Origin of the sequence: Nocardiopsis terrae (genome assembly GCF_014651695.1) — a bacterium.
GTDB classification, from domain to species: Bacteria; Actinomycetota; Actinomycetes; order Streptosporangiales; family Streptosporangiaceae; genus Nocardiopsis; species Nocardiopsis terrae.
Map to the genome: position 1 here is coordinate 378,483 of NZ_BMXJ01000005.1, position 22,586 is coordinate 401,068.

At 71.1% G+C, this 22,586-nt stretch carries 19 protein-coding genes; 2 read left to right on the forward strand and 17 right to left on the reverse strand.

Going from position 1 to position 22,586, the window contains the following annotated elements; all coding sequences use genetic code 11:
• Positions 1-17: 17 nt before the first annotated feature.
• The 4 genes from IE195_RS16030 to gltB all read right to left on the reverse strand — a co-directional run bounded on the left by IE195_RS16030 (position 18) and on the right by gltB (position 7,334).
• Positions 18-404 carry a DUF2784 domain-containing protein gene (locus tag IE195_RS16030; RefSeq protein ID WP_191272212.1) on the reverse strand — a complete coding sequence of 129 codons (387 nt, stop codon included), beginning with the start codon at positions 402-404 and terminating at the stop codon, positions 18-20.
• 76 nt (positions 405-480) lie between these two features.
• A complete protein-coding gene (locus IE195_RS16035) occupies positions 481-864 on the reverse strand; it encodes a DUF2784 domain-containing protein (RefSeq protein WP_191272214.1) in 384 nt (127 codons plus the stop codon).
• Positions 865-1,295: 431 nt separating this feature from the next.
• A complete protein-coding gene (locus IE195_RS16040) occupies positions 1,296-2,750 on the reverse strand; it encodes a glutamate synthase subunit beta (protein ID WP_191272216.1) in 1,455 nt (484 codons plus the stop codon).
• Between the two features lie 27 nt (positions 2,751-2,777).
• Positions 2,778-7,334 carry a glutamate synthase large subunit gene (gltB, locus tag IE195_RS16045; RefSeq protein ID WP_191272218.1) on the reverse strand — a complete coding sequence of 1,519 codons (4,557 nt, stop codon included), beginning with the start codon at positions 7,332-7,334 and terminating at the stop codon, positions 2,778-2,780.
• Between the two features lie 580 nt (positions 7,335-7,914).
• Here gltB and IE195_RS16050 point away from each other — a divergent pair.
• The gene (locus IE195_RS16050) at positions 7,915-9,690 is read left to right on the forward strand and encodes a bis-aminopropyl spermidine synthase family protein (protein WP_191272220.1); all 1,776 of its coding nucleotides are present in this window, start codon (positions 7,915-7,917) and stop codon (positions 9,688-9,690) included.
• A 108-nt stretch (positions 9,691-9,798) separates the two neighbouring features.
• On the opposite strand, the gene IE195_RS16055 is transcribed toward IE195_RS16050, so the two are convergent.
• The 13 genes from IE195_RS16055 to hisI form a co-directional block, all read right to left on the reverse strand.
• Entirely contained in the window at positions 9,799-10,710 is a 912-nt protein-coding gene (locus IE195_RS16055; RefSeq protein ID WP_191272685.1) for a hypothetical protein, read from the reverse strand.
• 315 nt (positions 10,711-11,025) lie between these two features.
• Positions 11,026-12,201 carry a hypothetical protein gene (locus IE195_RS16060; protein ID WP_191272222.1) on the reverse strand — a complete coding sequence of 392 codons (1,176 nt, stop codon included), beginning with the start codon at positions 12,199-12,201 and terminating at the stop codon, positions 11,026-11,028.
• A 103-nt stretch (positions 12,202-12,304) separates the two neighbouring features.
• Positions 12,305-13,417 carry a prolipoprotein diacylglyceryl transferase gene (lgt, locus tag IE195_RS16065; RefSeq protein ID WP_191272224.1) on the reverse strand — a complete coding sequence of 371 codons (1,113 nt, stop codon included), beginning with the start codon at positions 13,415-13,417 and terminating at the stop codon, positions 12,305-12,307.
• A gap of 55 nt (positions 13,418-13,472) precedes the next feature.
• Complete coding sequence (locus IE195_RS16070) at positions 13,473-14,456, reverse strand: DsbA family protein (protein WP_191272226.1); 984 nt, start codon at positions 14,454-14,456, stop codon at positions 13,473-13,475.
• Positions 14,457-14,510: 54 nt separating this feature from the next.
• The gene (locus tag IE195_RS16075; RefSeq protein WP_191272228.1) at positions 14,511-15,035 is read right to left on the reverse strand and encodes a MauE/DoxX family redox-associated membrane protein; all 525 of its coding nucleotides are present in this window, start codon (positions 15,033-15,035) and stop codon (positions 14,511-14,513) included.
• Between the two features lie 419 nt (positions 15,036-15,454).
• A complete protein-coding gene (trpA, locus tag IE195_RS16080; RefSeq protein WP_191272231.1) occupies positions 15,455-16,267 on the reverse strand; it encodes a tryptophan synthase subunit alpha in 813 nt (270 codons plus the stop codon).
• Positions 16,267-17,484, reverse strand: a complete 1,218-nt coding sequence (gene trpB, locus IE195_RS16085; RefSeq protein WP_191272233.1) for a tryptophan synthase subunit beta — start codon at positions 17,482-17,484, stop codon at positions 16,267-16,269. The genes trpA and trpB overlap by 1 nt, the downstream gene beginning before the upstream one ends.
• A gap of 239 nt (positions 17,485-17,723) precedes the next feature.
• On the reverse strand, positions 17,724-18,530 hold the full coding sequence (gene trpC, locus IE195_RS16090) for an indole-3-glycerol phosphate synthase TrpC (RefSeq protein ID WP_191272235.1): 807 nt from the start codon (positions 18,528-18,530) through the stop codon (positions 17,724-17,726).
• Positions 18,531-18,701: 171 nt separating this feature from the next.
• Positions 18,702-19,208, reverse strand: coding sequence for a DUF2752 domain-containing protein (locus tag IE195_RS16095; RefSeq protein WP_229826246.1), 507 nt, complete (start codon positions 19,206-19,208; stop codon positions 18,702-18,704).
• 159 nt (positions 19,209-19,367) lie between these two features.
• Complete coding sequence (locus tag IE195_RS16100) at positions 19,368-19,853, reverse strand: CD225/dispanin family protein (RefSeq protein ID WP_191272237.1); 486 nt, start codon at positions 19,851-19,853, stop codon at positions 19,368-19,370.
• Between the two features lie 217 nt (positions 19,854-20,070).
• Positions 20,071-20,358, reverse strand: a complete 288-nt coding sequence (locus tag IE195_RS16105) for an HGxxPAAW family protein (RefSeq protein ID WP_191272239.1) — start codon at positions 20,356-20,358, stop codon at positions 20,071-20,073.
• The gene (locus tag IE195_RS16110) at positions 20,358-21,026 is read right to left on the reverse strand and encodes a Trp biosynthesis-associated membrane protein (RefSeq protein ID WP_191272689.1); all 669 of its coding nucleotides are present in this window, start codon (positions 21,024-21,026) and stop codon (positions 20,358-20,360) included. Before IE195_RS16110 ends, IE195_RS16105 begins: the two co-directional genes overlap by 1 nt.
• Positions 21,027-21,070: 44 nt before the next feature.
• Entirely contained in the window at positions 21,071-21,415 is a 345-nt protein-coding gene (gene hisI, locus IE195_RS16115; protein ID WP_191272241.1) for a phosphoribosyl-AMP cyclohydrolase, read from the reverse strand.
• A 135-nt stretch (positions 21,416-21,550) separates the two neighbouring features.
• Here hisI and IE195_RS16120 point away from each other — a divergent pair, with 135 nt between their 5' ends.
• Complete coding sequence (locus IE195_RS16120; RefSeq protein WP_191272242.1) at positions 21,551-22,552, forward strand: sugar isomerase; 1,002 nt, start codon at positions 21,551-21,553, stop codon at positions 22,550-22,552.
• Positions 22,553-22,586: the final 34 nt, after the last annotated feature.

A 22,586-nucleotide genomic window follows, 5' to 3' on the forward strand; every position in this document is an offset into this window, starting at 1 on the left:
TGATCCATTCGCGATCTTTACGCGCGGTTCTCGGGGCAGTTGCGTTGGTGCCTGCGTCGGAGGTGGAGGAGGGCCCCGGCCCAGGAGAGGGTGACGCTGAGGGCGACGAGGAGTTGGGCGGTGAGGAGGTGTTCGGTCGGATAGATGACGCCGGTGAGGTAGTGCTCGATGAAGCCCTCATCGGGGAGCCCGGCCTGTCCGGCGCGTTCCCTCCCCCAGTTCTCCAGATGGGTGAGGGGGCACTGCCAGCCGATGAGGGTGATGCCGAGGGCGTAGAGGGCGGTGGCGGCGTGGGGCCACAGGGCTCGGGGCCATCGCCAGGCGAGGAAGCCGCCGAGCGTGACGTAGACGAGGAACGCGAAGTGCAGGAGCATCGCGGTCTCCCCGAGCACCTGGTAGCCCATACCCCCAGGATAGGTCGCGCGGGGCGAGGGGCGGTGTCGGGCCCGGGGAGGGCCCGGCCGTGCCGGGTGTGGTGTCTCAGGCGGGGTCGGGGTGCTTGGCGCGGCGTCGGCGGAGGGTGAGCAGGGCCAGTCCTGCCCAGGAGAGGACGACGACCGCGCCGACGCCGAGCTGGACTGTCACGAGGTGGTCGGCTGGGTAGATGACGCCGGTGAGGTAGTGGTCGATGAAACCCTCGTTGGAGAGTCCGGCCTGTCCGGCGCGTTCCCTCCCCCAGTTCTCGACATGGGTGAGGGGGCAGATCCAGCCGACGACGCTGATACTGAGGCCGTAGAGCGCGCAGCCGAGGTGGATCCGGAAGGTGCGTGGCCATCTCCAGGCGAGAAGGCCGCCGATGGCCACGTAGAGGATGAAGGCCGCGTGGATGATCATGGCGGTGTCGCCGATGATGCGGTAGATCATTCGCCTGTCCCGGGGTGGGGGTGGGAGGGCCCAGGGGCGGGGGGTGGTCGGTGCGGGCCGCTGCCGTTCCACGGCCCGTGTCTGGTGTCGATCCTGCCGGTTGGAGATCGGTCCGCCGACACGGCGGGGTCACGGGTGGGCAACGTCGCGTCGGGCGCGGGGCCCGCTGTGGTGGGGGTGGGGAGGGTCGCCCGGAACGCGTGTCGGGCGCGGGGTCGTCCCCCGCGCCCGACGGTGTTTGCTTTGGGCCTCCGCTGGCGCTTCGGCCCGTGTCCGGCGTCTTTAGGCGGAGGGATTCTTCATCCTCGTCCGCGCCTGGCTCGTTCCTCGCTGGCGGCTTGACTCGTCTTGCAGAACCCTCCGGACGCCGAACGCCCCGCCCCGACGGTGTTCGGCTTGGGCCTGCGCTGACGCCTCGGCCCGTGTCCCGCCTACACGAGCGGGCGCTCGGTGGGCGGAATGGCGACCGGCAGGGTGGTGTCGGCGCCGAGGTAGCGGTCGACGCCGGCGGCCGCGGAACGGCCCTCGGCGATGGCCCAGACGATGAGTGACTGGCCGCGGCCCATGTCGCCGGCGCAGAAGACGCCGTCGACGGTGGTGCGGTAGTCGTTGTCGCGGACGACGTTGCCGCGGCCGTCGAGTTCGACGCCGAGCTGGTCGATCATGCCCGCCTTCTCGGGGCCGACGAAGCCCATGGCGAGGGTGACGAGGTCGGCGGGGATCTCGCGTTCGGTGCCCTCGACGGGTTCGAAGCCGTTCTGGCCGCGCTTGACCTCGACGAGCTTGAGGGCGCGGACGTTGCCCTGGTCGTCGCCGAGGAACTCGACGGTGTTGACGGAGTAGATCCGCTTGCCGCCCTCCTCGTGTGCGCTGGTGACCTTGTACAGCATCGGCATGGTGGGCCAGGGCTGGTGGTCGGGGCGCGTGGTGGGGGGCTTGGGCATGATCTCGAGCTGGGTGACCGAGGCGGCGCCCTGCCGGTGGGCGGTACCGACGCAGTCGGCGCCGGTGTCGCCGCCGCCGATGACGACGACGTGCTTGCCCTCGGCGTGGATGGGTGCGCGGTCCAGGTCGCCCTCCTGGACCCTGTTGGCCAGGGGCAGGTACTCCATGGCCTGGTAGATGCCCTTGAGTTCGCGGCCCTTGGCGGGCAGGTCGCGCCACTGGGTGGCGCCGCCGGTGAGGACGACGGCGTCGTTGTCGGCCTTGAGCTGGTCGACGGTGATGTCGACGCCGACGTTGACGCTGGTGCGGAAGGTGGTGCCTTCGGCGGTCATCTGGGCGAGGCGGCGGTCGATGTGCCGCTTCTCCATCTTGAACTCGGGGATGCCGTAGCGGAGGAGGCCTCCGACGCGGTCGGCGCGCTCGAAGACGGTGACGTCGTGTCCGGCGCGGGTGAGCTGCTGTGCGGCGGCGAGCCCCGCGGGTCCGGAGCCGACGACGGCGACCTTCTTGCCGGTGCGGTGGGTGGGGGGCAGGGGCTTGACCCAGCCTTCCTCCCACGCGCGGTCGATGATGGAGACCTCGACGTTCTTGATGGTGACGGCGGGCTGGTTGATGCCCAGGACGCACGCCGACTCGCACGGGGCGGGGCAGAGGCGTCCGGTGAACTCGGGGAAGTTGTTGGTGGCGTGCAGCCGTTCGATCGCCTCGGCCCAGTCGTGGGTGTAGACGAGGTTGTTCCACTCGGGGATGAGGTTGCCGAGGGGGCAGCCGTTGTGGCAGAAGGGGATACCGCAGTCCATGCAGCGTGAGGCCTGCTTGGTGACGGTTCCCCGGTCGAAGTCCTCGTGGACCTCGCGCCAGTCCTGGATGCGTACGTCGACGGGGCGGTGCTTGGGGAGCTCGCGCTCGGTGATCTTCAGGAAACCCTTGGGGTCAGCCATGGTTCTTCCTCCTCTCGTGTACTGACTTCAGGACTGCGCGGAGGCCATCACGGCCTCGTCGACGTCGCGGCCCTCGCGTTCGGCCTCGGCCTGGGCGAGCAGGACGCGCTTGAAGTCGCGCGGCATGACCTTGGCGATGCGGTCGAGTCCCTTGTCGCCCTCGGCCAGGAGGCGTTCGGCGACGGTGGAGCCGGTTTCGGCTTGGTGGCGGGTGAGGACGCCGGTGAGGAACTCGCGGTCCTCGCCGGTGAGCGCCTCGATCTCGACCATCTCGCCGTTGACGCGTTCGCTGTCCAGGTCGAGGACGTAGGCGATGCCGCCGGACATGCCCGCCGCGAAGTTGCGCCCGGTGCGGCCGAGGATGACGGCGCGGCCACCGGTCATGTACTCGCAGCCGTGGTCGCCGATGCCCTCGACGACGGCGAGGGCGCCGGAGTTGCGGACGCAGAAGCGTTCGCCGACGATGCCGCGGAGGAGGATCTCGCCGGAGGTGGCACCGTAGCCGATGACGTTGCCGGCGATGATGTGGTCCTCGGCGACCAGTGTGGAGCTGGTGGCGGGGTGGACGATGACGCGACCGCCGGACAGGCCCTTGCCGACGTAGTCGTTGGCGTCGCCGGACAGGCGCAGGGTGATGCCCTTGGGCACGAAGGCGCCGAAGGACTGTCCCGCGGATCCGGTGAAGGACACGTCGATGGTGTCGTCGGGGAGGCCGGTGGCGCCGTAGCGCTTGGTGACCTCGTGGCCGAGCATGGTGCCGACGGTGCGGTTGACGTTGCGGACGGGGAGTTCGAGCCTGACCGGCTGGCCGAAGTCGAGGGCACCCTCGCTGAGCTGGATGAGGGTGTTGTCCAGGGCCTTTTCGAGGCCGTGGTCCTGTCCGCGCTGCCGGGACCGGTGGTCGCCGGCGATGGGCTCGACCTCGTGCAGGATCGGCGACAGGTCCAGGCCCTGGGCCTTCCAGTGGTCGACGGCGTCGTTGGTGTCGAGCAGGTCGACGGCGCCGATGGCCTCGTCGAGGCTGCGGAAGCCGAGCTGGGCGAGGTACTCGCGGACCTCCTGGGCGATGAACTCGAAGAAGTTCACCACGTACTCGGCCTTGCCGGAGAACCGCTCGCGCAGTTCGGGGTTCTGGGTGGCGACGCCGACGGGGCAGGTGTCGAGGTGGCAGACGCGCATCATGACGCAGCCGGAGACGACGAGGGGTGCGGTGGCGAAGCCGTACTCCTCGGCACCGAGCAGTGCGGCGACGACGACGTCGCGGCCGGTCTTCATCTGACCGTCGGCCTGGACGACGATGCGGTCGCGCAGCCCGTTGAGCAGCAGGGTCTGCTGGGTTTCGGCGAGGCCGAGTTCCCAGGGGGTGCCCGCGTGCTTGAGGGAGTTGAGCGGTGAGGCGCCGGTGCCTCCGTCGTGGCCGGAGATGAGGACGACGTCGGCGTGTGCCTTGGACACGCCGGTGGCGACGGTGCCCACGCCCGCCTCGGAGACCAGCTTGACGTGGACCCGTGCGGACGGGTTCGCGTTCTTGAGGTCGTGGATGAGTTGGGCGAGGTCCTCGATGGAGTAGATGTCGTGGTGGGGCGGCGGGGAGATGAGCCCGACGCCGGGGGTGGAGTGGCGGGTGTTGGCCACCCACGGGTAGACCTTGTGGCCGGGCAGCTGACCGCCTTCGCCCGGCTTGGCGCCCTGGGCCATCTTGATCTGGATGTCGTCGGCGTTGCTGAGGTAGTGCGAGGTGACGCCGAAGCGGCCGGAGGCGACCTGCTTGATGGCGCTGCGGCGCAGGTCGCCGTTGGCGTCGGGGGTGAAGCGGGCGGGGTCCTCGCCGCCCTCGCCGGTGTTGGACTTGCCGCCGAGGCGGTTCATCGCGATGGCGAGGGTCTCGTGGGCCTCGGCGGAGATGGAGCCGTAGGACATGGCGCCGGTGGAGAAGCGCTTGACGATGGCGGAGACGGGCTCGACCTCGTCGATCGGGACCGGTTCGCGCACGCCCTCCTTGAGCTGGAAGAGACCGCGCAGGGTCATGAGCTTCTCGGCCTGGTCGTCGACCTTGTGCGTGTACTCCTTGAAGATCTCGTACTTGCGGCTCCGGGTGGAGTGCTGGAGCTTGAAGACCGTCTCGGGGTTGAACAGGTGGGGTTCGCCCTCGCGGCGCCACTGGTACTCGCCGCCGACTTCCAGGCGCCGGTGGGCGCTGGGGTTGGCGGTGTGGGCACGGCGGTGGCGGATGGCCACCTCTTCGGCGAGGACGTCGAAGCCGACGCCGCCCAGGCGGGAGGTGGTGCCGGTGAAGCAGCGGTCGATGACGTCCTGGCCCAGGCCCAGGGCTTCGAAGATCTGGGCGCCGGTGTAGGAGCTGACCGTGGACACGCCGATCTTGGACATGATCTTCAGGACGCTCTTGCCGAACGCCTTGACGATGTTGGCGACGGCCTGGTCGGCTTCGATGCCGCCGATGACGCCGCGCTCGACGAGGTCGCGGACGGTTTCCAGGGCCAGGTACGGGTTGACCGCGGAGGCGCCGTAGCCGAGGAGGAGGGCCACGTGGTGGGCTTCGCGTACGTCGCCGGCCTCGATGAGCAGGCCGACCTCGGTGCGGGTCTTCTCGCGTACGAGGTGGTGGTGGACGGACCCGGTGAGCAGCAGCGACGGGACGGGAGCGCGGTCGGCGTCGGTGCGGCGGTCACTGAGGACGAGGATGTGGGCGCCGTCGGCGATGGCCCGGGTGACCTCGGTGTTGATCTCGTCCAGGCGGGCGGACAGGGCGTCGCCGCCTCCGTTGACGGGGTAGGTGCCGTCGACGGTGTAGGTCTTGAGCGCCGGGTTGGTCCGCCCCGCGGCGACGATGGCGGCGAGTTGGGCCTGGTCGACGACCGGGGTGGGCAGGACGAGGCGCTGGGTGTCCCCGGGTGCGGCGTCGAGGATGTTGTGTTCGGCGCCCAGGAGGGTGGACAGGCTGGTGACCATCTCCTCGCGGATGGCGTCCAGCGGCGGGTTGGTGACCTGCGCGAAGTTCTGCGAGAAGTAGTCGAAGAGCTGGCGTGAGCGGTCCGAGAGCGCCGCGACCGGGGTGTCGGTGCCCATGGAGCCGATGGGTTCGGCGCCGGTGCGGGCCATCGGGGTGAGGATGACGCGGAGTTCTTCCTCGGTGTAGCCGAAGGCCTGCTGGGCGAGGTTGAGTTCGGTGACCGGCGCGGGTTCGGCGTCGGGGAGGTCGTTCAGGCGCAGGACGCCGGAGTCGATCCACTCCTGGTAGGGGTGTTCGGCGGCGAGGTCGGCCTTGAGCTCCTCGTCCTCGATGATCCGCCCCTGGGCGGTGTCGACGACGAAGATGCGGCCGGGCTGCAGGCGTCCCTTGCGGACGACGGTGGCGGGGTCGATGTCGAGGACGCCGGCCTCGGAGGCGAGGACGACGAGGCCGTCCTCGGTGACCCAGTAGCGCCCGGGGCGCAGGCCGTTGCGGTCCAGGACGGAGCCGACGAGGGTGCCGTCGGTGAAGGACACCGAGGCGGGGCCGTCCCAGGGCTCCATGAGGGTGGAGTGGTACTCGTAGAAGGCCCGGACGGCCGGGTCCATCTCGGTGTGGTTCTCCCAGGGCTCCGGGATCATCATCAGGACCGCGTGCGGCAGGGAGCGGCCCCCCAGGTGCAGGAGCTCCAGGGCGTCGTCGAAGGACGCGGTGTCGGAGTCGTCGGGGTCGACGATGGGGAAGATGCGGTCGAGGTCGCCGGGGATGAGGTCGGTGGCGAGTTTGGCCTCGCGGGACCGCATCATGTTCCGGTTGCCCTTGACCGTGTTGATCTCGCCGTTGTGCGCCACGAAGCGGAACGGGTGGGCCAGGGGCCAGGAGGGGAAGGTGTTGGTGGAGAACCGGGAGTGGACCAGGGCCAGGCCGGAGGCGTAGCGGCGGTCGGACAGGTCCGGGAAGAACGGTTCGAGCTGCGGGGTGGTGAGCATGCCCTTGTAGGCGATGGTGCGCGGGGACAGGCTCGGGAAGTAGACGTCGGTCTCGTGCTCGGCGCGCTTGCGGACGCAGTAGGCGTGGCGCTCGAGGTCGATTCCGGTGAGGCCTTCGGTGGCGGTGCCCTGGCGGCCGGTGATGAAGATCTGCCCGAAGTAGGGCATGACCTCGCGGGCGGCGGGGCCGCTGTACTGGGGCTCGAAGGGGACCTCGCGCCAGCCGAGGAGGGTCAGGCCCTCGTCCTCGACGATGGCGTTGATCTTCTCGACCGCGGCGGTGCGCTCGGCGGCGTCCGAGGGCAGGAAGCCGATGCCGGTGGCATAGGCGCCGGCGTCGGGGAGCGGGAAGTCGCAGACCTCGGTGTAGAGCTCGTGCGGGACCTGGGTGAGGATGCCCGCACCGTCACCGTCGTCGGGGTCGGCGCCGGAGGCGCCGCGGTGGTCCAGGTTGCGCAGTACGGTCAGCGCCTTCTGCACGATGTCGTGACTACGACGTCCAGTGAGGTCGGCGACGAAGCCCACACCGCAGGCGTCGTGCTCGAAAGTGGGGTCGTACAGGCCCTGGGGCGTGGCTTCTGCGTTCGTTCGGACGGACGAACGCCGCACCTGTCCAGCAGGCATCTACCCTCCTGTCGTCTTTGGTCGGCTTCGTGAAAAGCGCATCCGGGACGACATTGGCCCTGCTGCGTGCGTGATGTGGTTGTGTCCGCCCTGGGGGGCGGGGTTCCCGGCTGTGCGGGTGCTCGTCCGGTCACCGTGTCGCGTTCACGTCTTCGTGTCGCCGGTGGTGGGCGGGCTGCCCGCTGCGGGCAGGTTCTCTTATACATGCTGGTCCAGCCCCGATGCGAATCGTAGGTCTAGACCAGGTGGCGCCGCGGTGCGCCTTCGGTCGCTGTGTGCCCGTTCCGTGGAAGGTGACACGTGTCCCTCTCGGATTCATGTATCCGATGAGGGCTGGCCTAGCCGGTTTTTCCACGGAGAAACCTCGCTAAACCTCCCAAAGTGGATAAAAGACCAACCGATGGCCGGTTCTTCATCACAGGCACAGGGATTCGGCGCGCCGCGATCCCACATTACCCCGGTGTTAACGCCGCACCCAAGGGGGGAGGAAGGGACACCGGGCGTGATATCCCCCTCATCCCGAATCAACCGCTCTGACCTGCGACACCGGCATCGACCCGCGGCATGGGAGGATCGCGGAATGGCAGGACACCCGACTTCCCGCGGCCCGGACGACACCGGAGCCCCCTCCCCTGACGAAGCATCCCGTACCCCCGGTACCCCGGTTCCGGGCACCCCCTCGGCACCTCGCCCCGACGAACACCCGCCCCTCCCCGGCTCGGCGGAGGATTTCCTCCGCGGGTACGGGGCCGACGCGCCGCGGCCCAGGTTCGTGCTGGCGCTGCTCTCCGACGGCCGCTGGTGGAGCGCCAACGACCTGGTGCGGGCCAGCGGTGTCGCCTACGCCGTGGTCTCGTCACTGCTCAAGGCGTTGGAGGCCGCCGGGGAGCTGGTACGCGAACCCGGGGGCGAGCGGTGCCGCCTGGTGCGCCCCGACCACTACACCGGCGCGCACACCCCGGTGCTCGCCGACCCGGTGACCCACCTGCTCTCCGAGCACCCGCGGGCCGCCGCGGAGCTGGCGCGAGCGGTCGCCGAGGGACCCGCCTCGGACCTGGACCTGGACCACGTGTCCGCGACCGCCGAGACCGCCCTGCGCCGGGCCCTGTTCCTGGCCACCCGGTTCGACCTTCGCCAGCGCACCCTGTTGTGTGTGGGCGACCACGACCTGACCTCCCTGGCGCTGGCCCTGGTGCAGCCGGAGGCGCGGGTGGAGGTCGTGGACCTGGACGAGCGGGTGCTGGCCCACATCGACGCGGTGGCCCAGAGGCTGGGACTGCCGGTGCGCACGCACAGCGCCGATCTCCGGCTCGGGCTGCCCGCGACACTGCGCGAGGGCGCCGACCTGGTGTTCACGGACCCGCCCTACACCCCGGACGGGGTGGAGCTGTTCGTGCGGCGCGGCGTCGAGGGGTTGACCGACCCCCGGCGGGGGCGGGTGCTGGTGGCCTACGGGGCCAGTGAGACCACCCCGAAGCTGGCGGCCGCGACCCAGACCCGGCTGGTCCGGTCGGGGCTGCTCGTCGAGGCGGTGTGGCCGGACTTCAACCGGTACCTGGGGGCGGAGTCGATCGGCGCCGCCAGTGACCTGTACGTGCTGCGGCCGCTCGCCAGGACCCTGCCCTCCCCCGGCGGCGACGCCGCCCGGGTGTACAGCCAGGGGGTGAACGCCAAGGAGGCGCGGGGCGCCCTGGACGCGGAGCGGGCCAGCGCGGTACTGGACCGGGTCGCCGAGGACCGGGGCCCCGGGGCGGACGGTGCCCCCGCCCTGGTCGGTGAGTGGCCGCGGGAGGTCTCGAAGGAGGTCCGGGTGCGCCTGTCGACGTGGATGGACTCCCCCACGGCCGTCGGAGCCTGCTCCGTGGTCAACCTCACAGGCGGGTGGGAGCGGCTGGCGGCCCGGGCGGCTTTGGCGTCGACCACCGACGAGACCTACGTGCTGGTTCCCTCCTCCTCGCGGTGGGTGCGGGACGAGACGGGCCAGCGGGAGCTGCGCGCCATGGTGGAGCCGGGGACGCGGGTGCGCTTCCTGCGGGGGCTGGGGGCACCGGACCTGACCGCGATCCGGTTGACGCGCAACCCGGAGCCGGGCGGGAGCACCGGCCGGCTGCTGGCCCACGTGCAGGGGCGGGCGCACGGAACGCTGACGACGACGTTGCGGACGGGACTGGTGGAGGCGGCGGCCTGGCGCGGGCGGCCGACGAACAAGCGCACGGCGCGGCACGCGGTGGCTTCGGCACCGGCCTGGTTGGCCGGGCACAGTCTGCTGGACCTGCCCGAGCACCGGTTCTCCGAGCTCCGGGCTCTGGCCTCGGAGCTGATGGCGCGGGTGGAGGAGCTCCAGGAGCACCGCTGAGACCGTGGGGCCGGGGGCGGGGACGAGCGCGGGGCCGGAGGAGACTCGTCTCTCCCCCGGCCCCGGGTGCGTACCTGTGGCTGCGCCGTTCGGTCCGTGTGCGGTGTCCTACTCTCCGGGGACGCTCTGCTCGCCTTCCGTCCCGGGCGCCTCGCCCGGCGGGTCCCCGGCCGTTCCCTCGGTGCCGGTCCCGTCGGTACCGGTGGTTCCCTCCGTGCCGGTCCCGTCGGTGCCGGTGGTTCCCTCGGTGTCGGTCCCGTCGGTGCCTTCGTCGGTCTGTGAACCGCCGCCGAGCTCTCCGATCCGGCGGAAGAAGGGGTCACGGAAGTTCGCCAGGGTCACCAGGGGGGTGGCCAGGCTGACACGCTCCTCGACCGACTCCGAGTCGGTGGGCTGGACCCAGACCACGACGAGGTAGTGGCCGGTGACGATCGCGTCGGCGGAGCTGTAACCCGCACCGAGGCGGTCGAAGGGGGACTCGCCGGAGGGCGGCAGAACGAATCCGGGGTCCTCGACGGGCTCCGCGGCTTCCTCCTCCTCGGCGCCCTCCTCGGCCTCGGGCAGGTTCAGGGCGTCGGCCACGGCCCGGCTGCCCTCGATGTCGGCCAGGTTGAACACACCCACCACACCGAAGTAGCCGTCCGAGAGGTAGGTGGCGCGACCCGCCTGACTGCAGTCCGCGTCGGCCAGGGCCTGCCGGGCCAGAGCCCCCCAGACCGCGGCGGAGCAGTCCTCGGTCAGGTCCGAGTCGCGCAGGGTGAAGTCGATGCTCTGGCCGGAGATCTCGGCGTTGTGGCGCTCGAACAGCTCGCCCTCGTTCAGGGGGCGGCTGTCGGCCTCGCGGGAGGCGAGGACCTCGTTCACGTTGCTGGTGTCCCCGGAGTCCTGGACCCGGTACAGGGCGGGCCTGGTCTCCTGGGCCACCTGTTCCTCGGCGTCCTCTCCGGAGAGCTGGAAGTACAGGACCGTGCCCAGGGCGATCAGCGCCACGACGAGGGCGCCGACCAGGAGGGGCAGCATCCGGCCGAAGCGCTTGGGCTCCTTCTTGCGCCGACCTCCGCCCCGGCGGCGACCACCCGCCCGGCCCTCACCGGCCTGGGGCACGAGTTGGTCGGGCTCACTGCTTTTCCTCCGGCGGCCCGGCCTGCCAGGCGTCGACGGTTCAGAAGGGGACACCCAAAGGACCTTTCCGTGGATTCGGGCCGGTCACACGAGGTGACCGGCCCGGTTGCGCTCGGGAATCGAGGGGGACCTCGCCCGCCTCTCACGACCCTGGCGGGCGGGCCGATCTGTCCGAGATCCTATCGGGGCGTCCGACAGGGGTGGACAGCCCCGTTACTCCTCTTCCTCCGCGGGCTTGTGCGCGACCACCTCGTCGTAGACGAAACCGAACGCGCTCTGGGACACCACGCTCGCGGTGGCGATACCGCTGTCGTCCCCGGGCGGGGAACCATCGGTGCTCGCGACCCAGTAAACCGCCAGGTAGTGACCCATGACCTGGGTGGTGGCCTGGCTGTAGCCCTCCTGCAGTCCGTCGACGCCCTCCATGTCCCGGGCCAGCAGGAAGCCGGGCTCGGACTCGGGGTTGGTCGGGTCCAGGGAGGCCGCCACGTCGGTGGCGCCCTCGCTGTCGGAGAGGTCGAACAGGGTCACCTGGGCGATGTAGTCCTCGTCGGCGTCGGTGTAGACACCGGAGGCCGCGTTGAGGCAGTTGGCGTCCAGGAGGCTCTGCCCGAGTTCCTCGCCCCACACCAGGGAGGTGCAGGAGTCGCTGACCTCGGATTCACGCAGTTCGAGTTGCATACCGGCCATGTCGAGTTCCTCGACCGGCCCGAAGACGGACTCCTCCGTCATGGGTTCGACGTCCTCGGGGCGTTCGGCGATCGGACCGAACACCTCGGGGTCGTCGGGCTCGAACAGGTACAGCTCGGGTGTGATGGTGCTGTGCCCCTCGGGCGGGGCCGTGATGGTCTCCTCGCCCCCGGCCTCGCTGCTACCGGACCCGGTGAGGAGCTGGTGGATCAGCAGTCCCAGGAGGGCGACCAGGGCGATGCTGAAGGCGCCCAGCAGCACGGCGAGCACGGCGGTGCCGCGCTTGCGCTTGCTCTGTTCGGCCAGGGTGTAGACGATCTGGTTGGGCCGGTCCCCCAGGACCGACACCCTCTTGATCGCGGACGCGGAGAAGGCGGAGACACGTCCCACGCCCTTCCTGTCCCTGCGCCGCCCCTGACGGCCCGCGGTACGGCCGGCCTCCTGGGCCCTGCCCTCCTCCTCGTCCCGGGCCTCTTCGTACCCGGCGCCGGAGATGTCGTCGTAGTCGTCGTGACCGTCCCCGGTCCGGGTGTGGGTGTGACCGTAGTCGGCGGAGAAGTCCTCCTCCGGGTCGTACTGGTCTCCGTACCCGTCCTCGGGGCCGCGGTCGTCGACGTGCTCCTCGGTGTGGACGCTCTCGGCGCGGCGGGATCCGCCGCGCCGGCGTCTGCGGCCGTAACCGGACTCGGCTCTGCTCACGGTCTTTCTCAATCGTCAACCCGTGGTCTGCTCGACAGGTGCGGGGAACGCCGTACGGCGCCGTCGGCCACGGGCCGGTGCGCCACGGTTCGGTGTCCCCGCGCTACTCGGGCTTCGACCGGGAGTCGTCTCCGGTACCGTCGGCACCGTCCTCCGTCGAGCCCTCGCTACTAGATCGCTCAGGGCTCGGGTGGTATTCCGTGCCGACTTCCTCGGAGGAGCCTGTGGCCTGGTCGAACACCGAGTCGTCGGTGTCGACCGCGCTGTACACGGTGCCTTCGTCGCTGCCGCCGCCGTCAGTTGTGTCTCCGAACACCTGGGTTCCGGCGTCGTGTCCGTGGGGGACGACGGCGGTGGAGAAGGAGTCGAGTCGGCGGCCGGCCCAGACGAAGTAGGCGAGGGCGCCGAGGAAGACGGCGATGGAGGTCCAGTTGTTCAGGCGCAGGCCGAAGAAGTCGTTGGCCGGGTCGACGCGCAGGTACTCGATCCAGAACCGGCCGACGCAGTAGCCCATGACGTAGAGGGCGAAGAGGCGGCCGCCCTGCAGGGAGTTCTCGAAGCGGCGCCCGAGGTAGGCCAGGAGGACGGCCAGGCCCAGGCACCACAGGGACTCGTACAGGAAGGTCGGGTGGTAGGTGGTGACACCGACCTCCATGCCCGCGCGCATGTGGCCCTCGGGGGTGGGGGTGATCTCCACGGCCCACGGCAGGTCGGTGGGGCGGCCGAACAGTTCCTGGTTGAAGTAGTTGCCCCAGCGGCCGATGGCCTGGGCGAGGGGGATGGTGGGCGCGATCGCGAAGGAGAGCTTGGACATCGACAGTCCGCGCTTGCGGGCGACCAGCCACACGCCGACGGCGCCCAGGGGGACGGCGCCCCAGATGCCCAGGCCGCCGTTCCAGATGTAGAGGGCCTGGATGGGTTCCTTGCCCTCGCCGAAGTACAGTTGCGCGTCACTGATGACGTGGTAGAGGCGGCCGCCGACCAGACCCAGGATCACGGCCCACACGGCCATGTCCATGATGGTTCCGGGCTCACCCCCCATCGCCTTCCAGCGGCGCTCGCTCCAGAAGACCGCGACGACGACCCCGGCGAGGATGCACAGGGCGTAGAAGTGGATCTCCAGCGGTCCGACGGGGATCGAGTTGACCTGGGGGCTGGGAATGGCCGCGAGGGCGCGGCCGAGCCCGGCCGCGCCCTCGGAAGCTGTCGACGACAATGTCACTGCTCTGCTCTCGGGTTCGCCCCGCGTGCGGGGGGTCTGTTCAGGGGATCTACTCGGGGTCACCCCCGTCGCCTTCACCCATGGGCTGGGTGTCGACCTCGCCCTCGTCCGCGGAGGCGATGGCCTCGGTCAGGCCCCTGGTGGTCATGGCGCTGTTGTTGTCGAGCAACTCGCCATTGATGTAGACGGAAGGGGTACCGCGGAACATGTTGTCTCCGCTGTAGCGAGTGTAGGCGTTTCCGGTGGCCTCGATGATCTCGCCCGTGTAGGTCCCGTCCAGGAACCCGGGGTCGTGCCCGTTGCCCTCGCCCCAGTTGATGAGGTCGGACAGGACCATGGTGCCGAGGGTCTCCTCGCCGATCTGTTCGGTGGCGTCGGCGGTGAGTTCGGGCAGGAACTCCTCGACGAACCGGGTGACGACGGCGGCCTCGGCCTCGACGCGCGCGTCGAACTCGGCGGCCTGTTCCTCGTCGGCTCCGGTCTCGCGGAACCACTCCTTGAGTTCGTCGACCGTGAAGCCCTCGTTGCCTTCGGTGGGCTGGTGCTCGAAGAGCTTGTCGTTGAACTCGACGAAGACGCCGTGGTCGGCCGCGGCGCGGGCGGCGGCGCCCCCGCGGAGCGAGTTGGAGCTGATCGGGGCGGGCCGCTGGGCGAAGATGCTGACCGGCCGGTAGTGGACGATGGCGTTGCCCTCGGCGGCCTGTTCCTTGAGCACGTCGCCGTTGAGGAGTTCGAACTGGCGGCAGGCGGGGCACTGGTAGTCGGCGTAGACCTCCACGACGGGCGCGGAGACGCCCTCGTCGGCCATCACCACGCTGCCGTCCTCCTGCAGGGTCCGGTCGGCGAGCGGGCCGTCGTAGCCGTCGCTCCGGTCGGCGTTGAGGATCGCGTAGCCGATACCGACGATGAGCAGGACCACGGCCGCGGCGGCGCCGACGACGATGAGGGTCCGATTGCGTTTGGCGGCCTTCTTCTCCTTCTCCCGCTGCTGCCTGAGTTTCTCGCGGGAGCGCTTGCGCGCTTCACTCCCCATGGTTTTCCTCTGTTCCTGACTTCTGGAGGTGGTCGGCCGTCGTCCTGGTCGGTGTCACCGGAAGAGCCCGAGGACGCGGTCGAGGGCGAAGGGGGACCGGGGCCAGAGGGCGATGAAGGCGCCCATGGCTCCGAAGGCGATGTCCCGTGCGATGGAGAGCCCGTAGCTGGTCTCCCCGGGGTCGACCTGGCCTCCGCCGCCGAAGCAGCCGCAGTCGATGTTCAGGCCGCGGGCCATCGCGGAGACGATCCCGGCGATGAAGACGATCATGAGGAGGGTGCTGACGGCGCCGACGTACCGGGTGGCCAGGCCGGCGAGGAGGAGCAGGGCGAGGGCGAGTTCGAAGAGGGGGAGGGTGTACCCGATGAGTTGGGCGAGGTCCTCGGGGAAGAGGTCGTAGGCCTCGACGGCCTGGACGGAGAGGGCGGGCGGGAACTTGGTGACGGCGGCGGTGACGAGAACGGCGGCGAGTCCGACCCTGCAGGCGAGGGTGAGCCAGGGCTGGACCCCCTCCCAGCGGGAGGGGGGCTGGGAGGCGGGGGTGGCGCCGGTGGGTGTGTCGTCGGAGGTGTCCGTCATCTGAGAGCCTTCGGGAGAGGGGATCGGTCGCCCGGGGACATGGCTTCGGGTGCACGCGCCGTCGCCCTGGGTGTCGAAACAAAGCCTACTGTGTGTAGTGCACCTGTGACACTGGGCCCGGGTTCCCGGGACGGGCCGGGCAGCGCCCCGACGGGTCGGGGCCTTGCCATCACACCACCGAATCACCTCCCCCGCAGCAGGTTCGGCCGTTTTCGGGGGTGGATCTCACCCGATTCTCACGCTCTTAACCTTGTGCTTGACCGGTCCCCCTGCACCTGTCCGCGAACACACGGGCGGTGGGTCGCCCTTCCAGGGCGGCCCACCGCCGGGCCCGGTGATCGGGGTGTCGAAGGTCCCGGAGCGCACAGGCCCCGGCCCCCGGGAACGGGGCCGGGGCCTGTGGCCGGGGCCGGTCCGCGTTACCGGGAGCGGACCCCCGCGGCCAGTTCCTCGGCGAAGGAGCGGACCGCGATGAGCCCGGTCTCCAGGTCCGGGGCGTCCAGGATCCGCTGGCAGAACCCGGCGCCCACGATGACACCGTCGGCGTAGGCGGCGACCTCGGCCGCCTGCGCGGCGGTCGAGATCCCCAGGCCCACGCAGATCGGCAGACCCGAGTCGCGGGTGACCTCGCGGGTGCGGCGCACCAGGGTCTCCGCGGTGTCGGCGACCTGGGCCCGGGTGCCGGTGACGCCCATGAGCGAGGCCGCGTACACGAACCCGCTGCACGCACCGGTGGTGAGCTCCAGCCGCCGGTCCGTGGAGGAGGGCGCGACGAGGAAGATCCGGTCCAGGCCGGCCCGGTCGGAGGCGGCGTACCAGTCCTGGGCCTCCTCCGGGATGAGGTCCGGGGTGATGACCCCGGCGCCGCCGGCCTTGGCCAGCTCGGTGGCGAAGCGCTCGACGCCGTACCGCTCGATCGGGTTCCAGTAGGACATGACGAGGGCGGCCGCTCCGGTGGCGGCGGTGGCCTCCACGACCCGGAAGACGTCATCGGTGGTGGTGCCCGAGGCCAGCGCCCGGTCTGCGGCGCGCTGGATGGTGGGGCCGTCCATCATGGGGTCGGAGTAGGGCAGCCCGACCTCGATGACGTCGCAGCCGCCCTCGACCATGGCCTCGATGACCCTGATCGAGGACTCCACGTCGGGGAACCCCGCGGGCAGGTAGCCGACGAGTGCGGCGCGGTCGGCCTCACGGGCCCGGGCCAGCTTGGTCTGCAGTGTGGTCGCGGCCATCACGCCTGTCCCTCCGAGTCGATGAGGCCGAAGTAGGCGGCCGCGGTGTTGACGTCCTTGTCGCCGCGCCCGGAGAGGTTCACCAGGATGACGGCCCCGGGCCCGAGCCGCTTGCCGAGCCTGAGGGCTCCGGCCAGCGCGTGGGCGCTCTCGATGGCGGGGATGATGCCCTCGGTGCGGCAGAGCAGCCGGAAGGCGTCCATGGCCTCGGCGTCGGTGACGGGCTCGTAGGTCGCCCGGCCGGTGTCGGCGAGGTGGGCGTGTTCGGGGCCGACCGCGGGGTAGTCGAGTCCGGCGGAGATGGAGTGGCTGGGCAGGGTCTGGCCGTACTCGTCCTGGAGGACGAAGGTCCGGGCCCCGTGGAAGACGCCGTGGCTGCCGGCGGTGATGGAGGCGGCGGTGCGGCCGGTGTCGGCGCCCTCTCCCCCGGCCTCGAAGCCGTACAGGGCGACGCTCTCGTCGGGGATGAAGGCGGCGAAGATCGCGATGGCATTGGAGCCGCCGCCGACGCAGGCCGTGACCGCGTCGGGGAGCTTCCCGGTGAGTTCGAGTACCTGTTCGCGGGCCTCCGCGCCCACGGTGAAGTGCAGGTCGCGTACGAGCTTGGGGAAGGGGTGCGGTCCGGCCGCGGTCCCGAACAGGTAGTGGGTGTGGTCGACGTTGGCCACCCAGTCGCGGAAGGTCTCGTTGATGGCGTCCTTGAGGGTCCGGCTGCCGATGGTGACCGGGACGACCTCGGCGCCGAGCATCTGCATCCGGGCGACGTTGAGCGCCTGGCGCTGGGTGTCCTCCTCACCCATGTAGATGACGCAGTCCAGGCCCATCAGGGCGCAGGCGGTGGCGGTGGCCACGCCGTGCTGCCCGGCCCCGGTCTCGGCGATGACACGGGTCTTGCCCATGCGCTTGGCGAGCAGCGCCTGGCCCAGGACGTTGTTGATCTTGTGCGAACCGGTGTGGTTGAGGTCCTCGCGCTTGAGGAGGATGCGCGCGCCGCCCGCGTGCTCGGAGAGGTTGTGGGCCTCGGTCAGGAGGCTGGGCCGGCCGGCGTAGCCCTTGAGGAGCTCGTCGAACTCGGCGCGGAAGGCGGGGTCGTCCTTGGCCTTGTCCCACTCGGCCTCGACCTCGTCGAGGGCGGCGATGAGGGCTTCGGGTGCGAACCGGCCGCCGAAGCGGCCGTAGTGCCCGTGGGCGTCGGGCACCGGTTGGGCGTGGCTCATGGGAAGTTCTCCTGGGAAAGAGGAGGTCGACCGCGGGGTCCCCGGGGCGTCGCGCCGTGGGGCCGCGCGCCGACCGGATGTGCGCCGCCTGGCTCCGGCGGCGCGGTTGGTTCGGGTGAACGCGGCGAGGGGAACCCGCGGGCTGTGCGCCTACGGGCTCCCTAGAGCCATCGGCCGCGGAGCGTGTGCGTGCCGCGGGGCTCCGCGGGTGCCGTCGTCGTTCCCATCGTGGTTCCCCGTCAGTTCCGGTCGCGCAGTGCGGGGTGTGCACCGGCGGTCACCAGGTCGGCTACGGCCTCGCGCGGGTTGCGTCCGCGGACGAGGCTCTCACCGACCAGGACGGCTCCGGCTCCGGCTCCGGCGTAGGCCAGCAGGTCGTGCGGGCCGCGGATACCGGACTCCGCGATTCTGACGCGGTCCGCCGGGATGAGGGGGGCGAGCCGGGCGAAGGTGTCCCGGTCGACTTCGAGGGTCTTGAGGTTGCGCGCGTTGACGCCGATGACGGTGGCCCCGGCGTCGAGGGCGCGGGCGACCTCCTCCTCGTCGTGCACCTCGACCAGCGGGGTCAGGTCCAGCGAGCGGGCCCGTTCGACCAGGGAGACCAGGGCCTCCTGGGACAGGGCCGCGACGATGAGCAGGATCGCGGAGGCGCCGAAGACGCGGGCTTCCCACAGCTGGTAGGAGCTGACGACGAAGTCCTTGCGCAGCAGCGGGGTGTCGACGGCCTCGTGGACCGTGCGCAGGTCCTCGAGGCTGCCGTTGAACCGGCGCTGCTCGGTGAGCACGCTGATCAGGGTGGCGCCGCCGGCCTCGTAGTCACGGGCCAGGGCCGCGGGGTCGGTGATGGAGGCGAGCGGCCCCTTGGAGGGGCTGGCCCGCTTGACCTCGGCGATCACGTGGACGCCGGGGCGGCGCAGGGCGGCTTCGGCGTCCTTGGGGACGGGCACCGACTCGGCTTGGGCCTTGAGACGGTCCAGCGGGAGGGCCGCCTGCCGCTGCGCCAGGTCAGCGCGTACTCCGTCGAGGATCTCGTCGAGCACGCTCACCAGTTCTAGCTCCCTCGTCCATGGGTTCGGTTGACGGTGGATGGTCCGGGTTCGGACGCAGTGGGCTGAGCGGACTCGGGTCGCTCAGCTGTCACACCGTGTGCTGGTCATCGTATCCACCCTCGGGCACCGGGGGGCCGCCGACCCCGTGTCACCACGCCGGTGAACCCGTCACCACTGCGGAAGGAGCGGGGTTCCGGGGGCGAGGAAGGCGAACCAGGGCAGGTTACGGGCGATCCAGAAGACGACGAAGGCGCCCAGGACCGCCCAGAGGAACCAGGTGGGGGTGGGGTTGCCCGGCCGTGTGCGCGGACGCAGCGTTCCGATCAGCCAGGCGAGGTAGGAGTAGGCCAGGTAGGGCAGCAGCAGGAGCAGCAGCGGGTTCATACCGAGGGCCCCGGGGACGTCCAGGCGGGTGAGGAGGGCGACGGCCCGCATGGTGCCGCAGCCGGGGCAGAAGGTGCCGGTGAGCAGCAGCCAGGGGCAGGTGGGGTAGTTTCCCGGCTCGTTGGGGTCCACGAGGTGGAGGAGGACCGCCGCGGCCAGTCCCAGGGCGCCGAGGGAGAGCGGCCAGGTGACCGGGTGCATTCGCGCGCCGACCGCCCCGATCCGGTCGGCCAGGGTGGGTGCCGCGGGCGTGCCCGCCTCTGCGGGGGTGGGGGTCTTGTCGTGCTGCACGGTGCCGAGCCTACCTTCGGGGGCGGCGGCGTACGCGAGGGCCGGGAAACGGGTCCGGTTCCGCCTCGTGCGGGGGTGGAGCCGGAAGGCCCTGCCCGCTGGTGCGGCGGGCCTGCGGCTCGGTGGAGGAACCGTGCGCGGGTCCGGTGCCGGGGGGTCCTACGCGGTGAGCATCATGATGCCCATGCCGAGGAACATGAGCAGGTAGACGACGCAGATCGCGGCGATGATCACGAAGCCGACCAGGCCGATGACGCCGAGGATCCTGGCGGTGCCGGCCGCGGACTCGGCGCCCGCGTAGTCGCCCGTCTGCCACCTGTTGTTGACCTGGAGGGAGAAGATCAGGCCGATGATGCCGACGACGCTCATGCAGCCGAGGATCCCCAGGATGTTGAACACCAGGTAGTTCTTGGGGGGCTCGCCCATGGGCGGCTGCATACCGAAGGCGCCGGGCGGCCCGTACGGACCGGCGGGCCAGCCGTGGTGCGGGGCGTGCTGACCGTATCCCCCGTTCGGAGGGCCGTAGCCGCCGGTGGGCTGACCGTGGCCGTCGGCGGGCGCACCGTGGAGCGCGTCGGGCCGGCCGTGGCCCCCACCGGGCGGCGGGCCTCCGTGGTTGCCCGGGGGCGGGGGACCGTAACTCATGAGTGTGTCTTTCCGGAGGAGGACGGGGGCGGCGCGACCGGTCCCGGCCGCGCACGGGTCCGACAGGGGCAGGCACGGAACACCGGTTTCCGACGGACCGTGGCCACGGCGTGGTGGACGGCTCGGTGAGGTGAACGTACCTGCCCCGCGGGATTCTCGTCTGTTCCGCGCCACCTGCCCGTGATGAGCCGCGGATGCTCAGGGGCGGCGCGGTCGGCTACTGACCGCCCGCGGTCGTGGCCTTGCGGCCCGCCTCCCACTCCTCGCGGGTGGGGGGCACCGGGCGCGGCTCCTTACGGCCCAGACCGGCCTTCTTCATCACACCGGCGACGACGGCGAGCGCGACGCTGGCGACCAGACCGATGACGGTCCACGTCACGAGGTTTCCACCGATCATGATGGCGACGGCCGCCACGGTCCACGCCACGATCCAGCTGACGGTGAGGAACCAGGCGGAGACGGTGTTGCCGTGGTCGTCGTGTTCTTCGTGGTGCTCGTCGGCCATCAGTGGTTCTCCTTCGGTTCGGCCCGCCGGTCGGCCGGCGGTGCGGGTTCGGTGTCGTCACCGGGTTCGGCACGGACCGCCGGTTCGGTTCCGGCGGGCGTTCCGCCACCCGGGGCGGTAAGTGTGGGGTCGTCACCGGCATCCAGCGATTTCCACAGGTCGGCAGGTGTGTGCGCCTGGTACGGACGCGGTGCGGCGTCCCGATCGTACCGGTTTCCCATGCCGGGCCAGGCAGGGGCACGTATGACCGCGGCCATGCCGCTCAGGGCCAACAGAACGGCACCGACCGCGCCCATGGCCGGGCCCAGGGGGAGGATGTCGGGGGCACCCGTCATCTCCCCGGTTCCGGCCGTGTCGGTGGCGAACTCGGTGACGGCACCGGCCAGGGTGTCCGGGCGGGTGGCCGACCACAGGGCGGTAGACGCGAACACACCGCAGGCCGCCACGAGCGCGCCCACGACGCGGCGTGCCCAGGAGCGGGCGGCGTACAGGCCCACGATCCCCGCGAGCCCGGCCCAGCCGAGGCCGCTGAGGGCCCCGGTGAGGTCTCCGCCGGTGAGTTCGACCGGGACCGGCGCGACCGGGCCGGGTGAGGTGAGCGTCCCGGTCACCCACACCCGGCCGGACGAGGCCAGCATGAGTCCGGCGCCCGCAGCCATGGCGAGCATGCTGAGGCCGTACTCACGGCGCGCGCCGGAGGGCCGTGTGGAGGTCACAGCAGCCGCCCGGCATCGAAACACGTGTGGTCGCCGGTGTGACAGGCAGCACCGGTCTGGTCGACGCCGACCAGGAGCGTGTCGCCGTCGCAGTCCAGTGCGACGGAAACCACACGCTGGGTGTGCCCGGAGGTGGCGCCCTTGACCCAGTACTCGCCCCGGCTGCGGGACCAGTAGGTGGCGTCACGCGTGGTGAGGGTGCGGTGCAGTGCCTCGTCGTCCATCCAGGCCAGCATGAGGACCTGGCCGGTGTCGTGCTGCTGCACGACGGCGGGGACGAGGCCGTCCGCGTTGCGCTTCAGACGTGCGGCGATGTCCGGGTCGAGGTTGGTGACGCTCATGCCCTCCAGGTTATGGCCGCCGCCCGAGCGGTGTTCACCGGGTACTGGTTGCCGTCGGCGCCCGTCGGGGCGGACTAGAGTTCGTGCGTCCCTGACATCGCCGTTCCAACGGTTCTGCCAGCCCGGGAGCTTGAATTGACCGCCGAGTACCTGGCCGCCGACCTGACGGGGAAACCCGCCGCGTTGACCGAGCTCGCCCAGCGCTTTCCGCGCTGGGACCCCTACGCCGCACTGCCAGCGCTGCTGGAGGACGAACCCGCCTCGGTGCGCTTCCTCGGTCTGGGTGCGGCACGGCACGCCTGCGGTGTGGCGGCGGCCCGGCTGCGGCGCGGGGGGATCGCGGCCCACACCGACTTCTCCACCTCCACCGAGGAGCCGCCGGCTGGGCCGGAAACGCTCGTGGTGGCGGTGAGCCTGGGTGAGGGCCAGCGGGAACTGCACGCGGTCCTGGACCGCTACGTGGGGCGCTGCCCGGTGATCGTGCTCGCCCCCGACCAGGACGCGGTGGTGGCACGGCACGCGGATCTACTGGTGCCCCTGCGTGCAGGCACGGAGCGCGGCGGCCTGGGGTGCCGCGCCTACCAGCACGCCCTGGCGCTGCTGCTGTTGCTGGGGCACCGGTTGGGGGCGCCCTCGGTGGGGGGCAGCGCCAACTTCCCCGGGCTGCTCCGGCGGGCCGCCAACGCCTCCCGGGTGCTGTTGGAGAGCGCACCCGAATGGGTGCCCGAAGCCGCGGAGGTGCTGGACTCCCCGGACGGGGTGCACCTGGTCGCACCGGCCGAACGCATCGCCTCGGCCGAGCAGGGGGTCCAGGTGCTGCGCCGGGGGCCGATCCGGTCCGCGCACGCCGCCGAGACCGGTGAATGGTCGCACACGGGCCGGCACCTGGCCGCGGTGACGGACTACCGGGCGCTGCTGTTCGCCGGCTCCTCCTACGACCAGCGCTTCGCCGAGCACCTGGGCCAACTCCGCGGCGCGTTCGTGGCGGTGGGCCCCACCCCGGGCCGGGAGCGGGTACCGGGGGCGGCGCTGACGGTGCGTTACCCGGGTGACGGCGACCCCGACGTGAGCCTGCTGACCGAACCGCTGGTGGCGGAGCTGCTGGCGGCCCACTGGTGGTCCCGTTCAGGGCGGTAGGGGCGCAGGTGGGCGGGCGGGGGCGCCCCCTGGG

Coding starts and splice junctions, on each gene's coding strand:
- IE195_RS16030 (WP_191272212.1), bottom strand. CDS start 404: ATGGGCTACCAGGTGCTCGGGGAGACCGCGATGCTCCTGCACTTCGCG.
- IE195_RS16035 (WP_191272214.1), bottom strand. CDS start 864: ATGATCTACCGCATCATCGGCGACACCGCCATGATCATCCACGCGGCC.
- IE195_RS16040 (WP_191272216.1), bottom strand. CDS start 2,750: ATGGCTGACCCCAAGGGTTTCCTGAAGATCACCGAGCGCGAGCTCCCC.
- gltB (WP_191272218.1), bottom strand. CDS start 7,334: ATGCCTGCTGGACAGGTGCGGCGTTCGTCCGTCCGAACGAACGCAGAA.
- IE195_RS16050 (WP_191272220.1), top strand. CDS start 7,915: ATGGCAGGACACCCGACTTCCCGCGGCCCGGACGACACCGGAGCCCCC.
- IE195_RS16055 (WP_191272685.1), bottom strand. CDS start 10,710: ATGCTGCCCCTCCTGGTCGGCGCCCTCGTCGTGGCGCTGATCGCCCTG.
- IE195_RS16070 (WP_191272226.1), bottom strand. CDS start 14,456: ATGGGGAGTGAAGCGCGCAAGCGCTCCCGCGAGAAACTCAGGCAGCAG.
- IE195_RS16075 (WP_191272228.1), bottom strand. CDS start 15,035: ATGACGGACACCTCCGACGACACACCCACCGGCGCCACCCCCGCCTCC.
- trpA (WP_191272231.1), bottom strand. CDS start 16,267: ATGGCCGCGACCACACTGCAGACCAAGCTGGCCCGGGCCCGTGAGGCC.
- trpB (WP_191272233.1), bottom strand. CDS start 17,484: ATGAGCCACGCCCAACCGGTGCCCGACGCCCACGGGCACTACGGCCGC.
- IE195_RS16100 (WP_191272237.1), bottom strand. CDS start 19,853: ATGAGTTACGGTCCCCCGCCCCCGGGCAACCACGGAGGCCCGCCGCCC.
- IE195_RS16105 (WP_191272239.1), bottom strand. CDS start 20,358: ATGGCCGACGAGCACCACGAAGAACACGACGACCACGGCAACACCGTC.
- IE195_RS16110 (WP_191272689.1), bottom strand. CDS start 21,026: ATGCTCGCCATGGCTGCGGGCGCCGGACTCATGCTGGCCTCGTCCGGC.
- hisI (WP_191272241.1), bottom strand. CDS start 21,415: ATGAGCGTCACCAACCTCGACCCGGACATCGCCGCACGTCTGAAGCGC.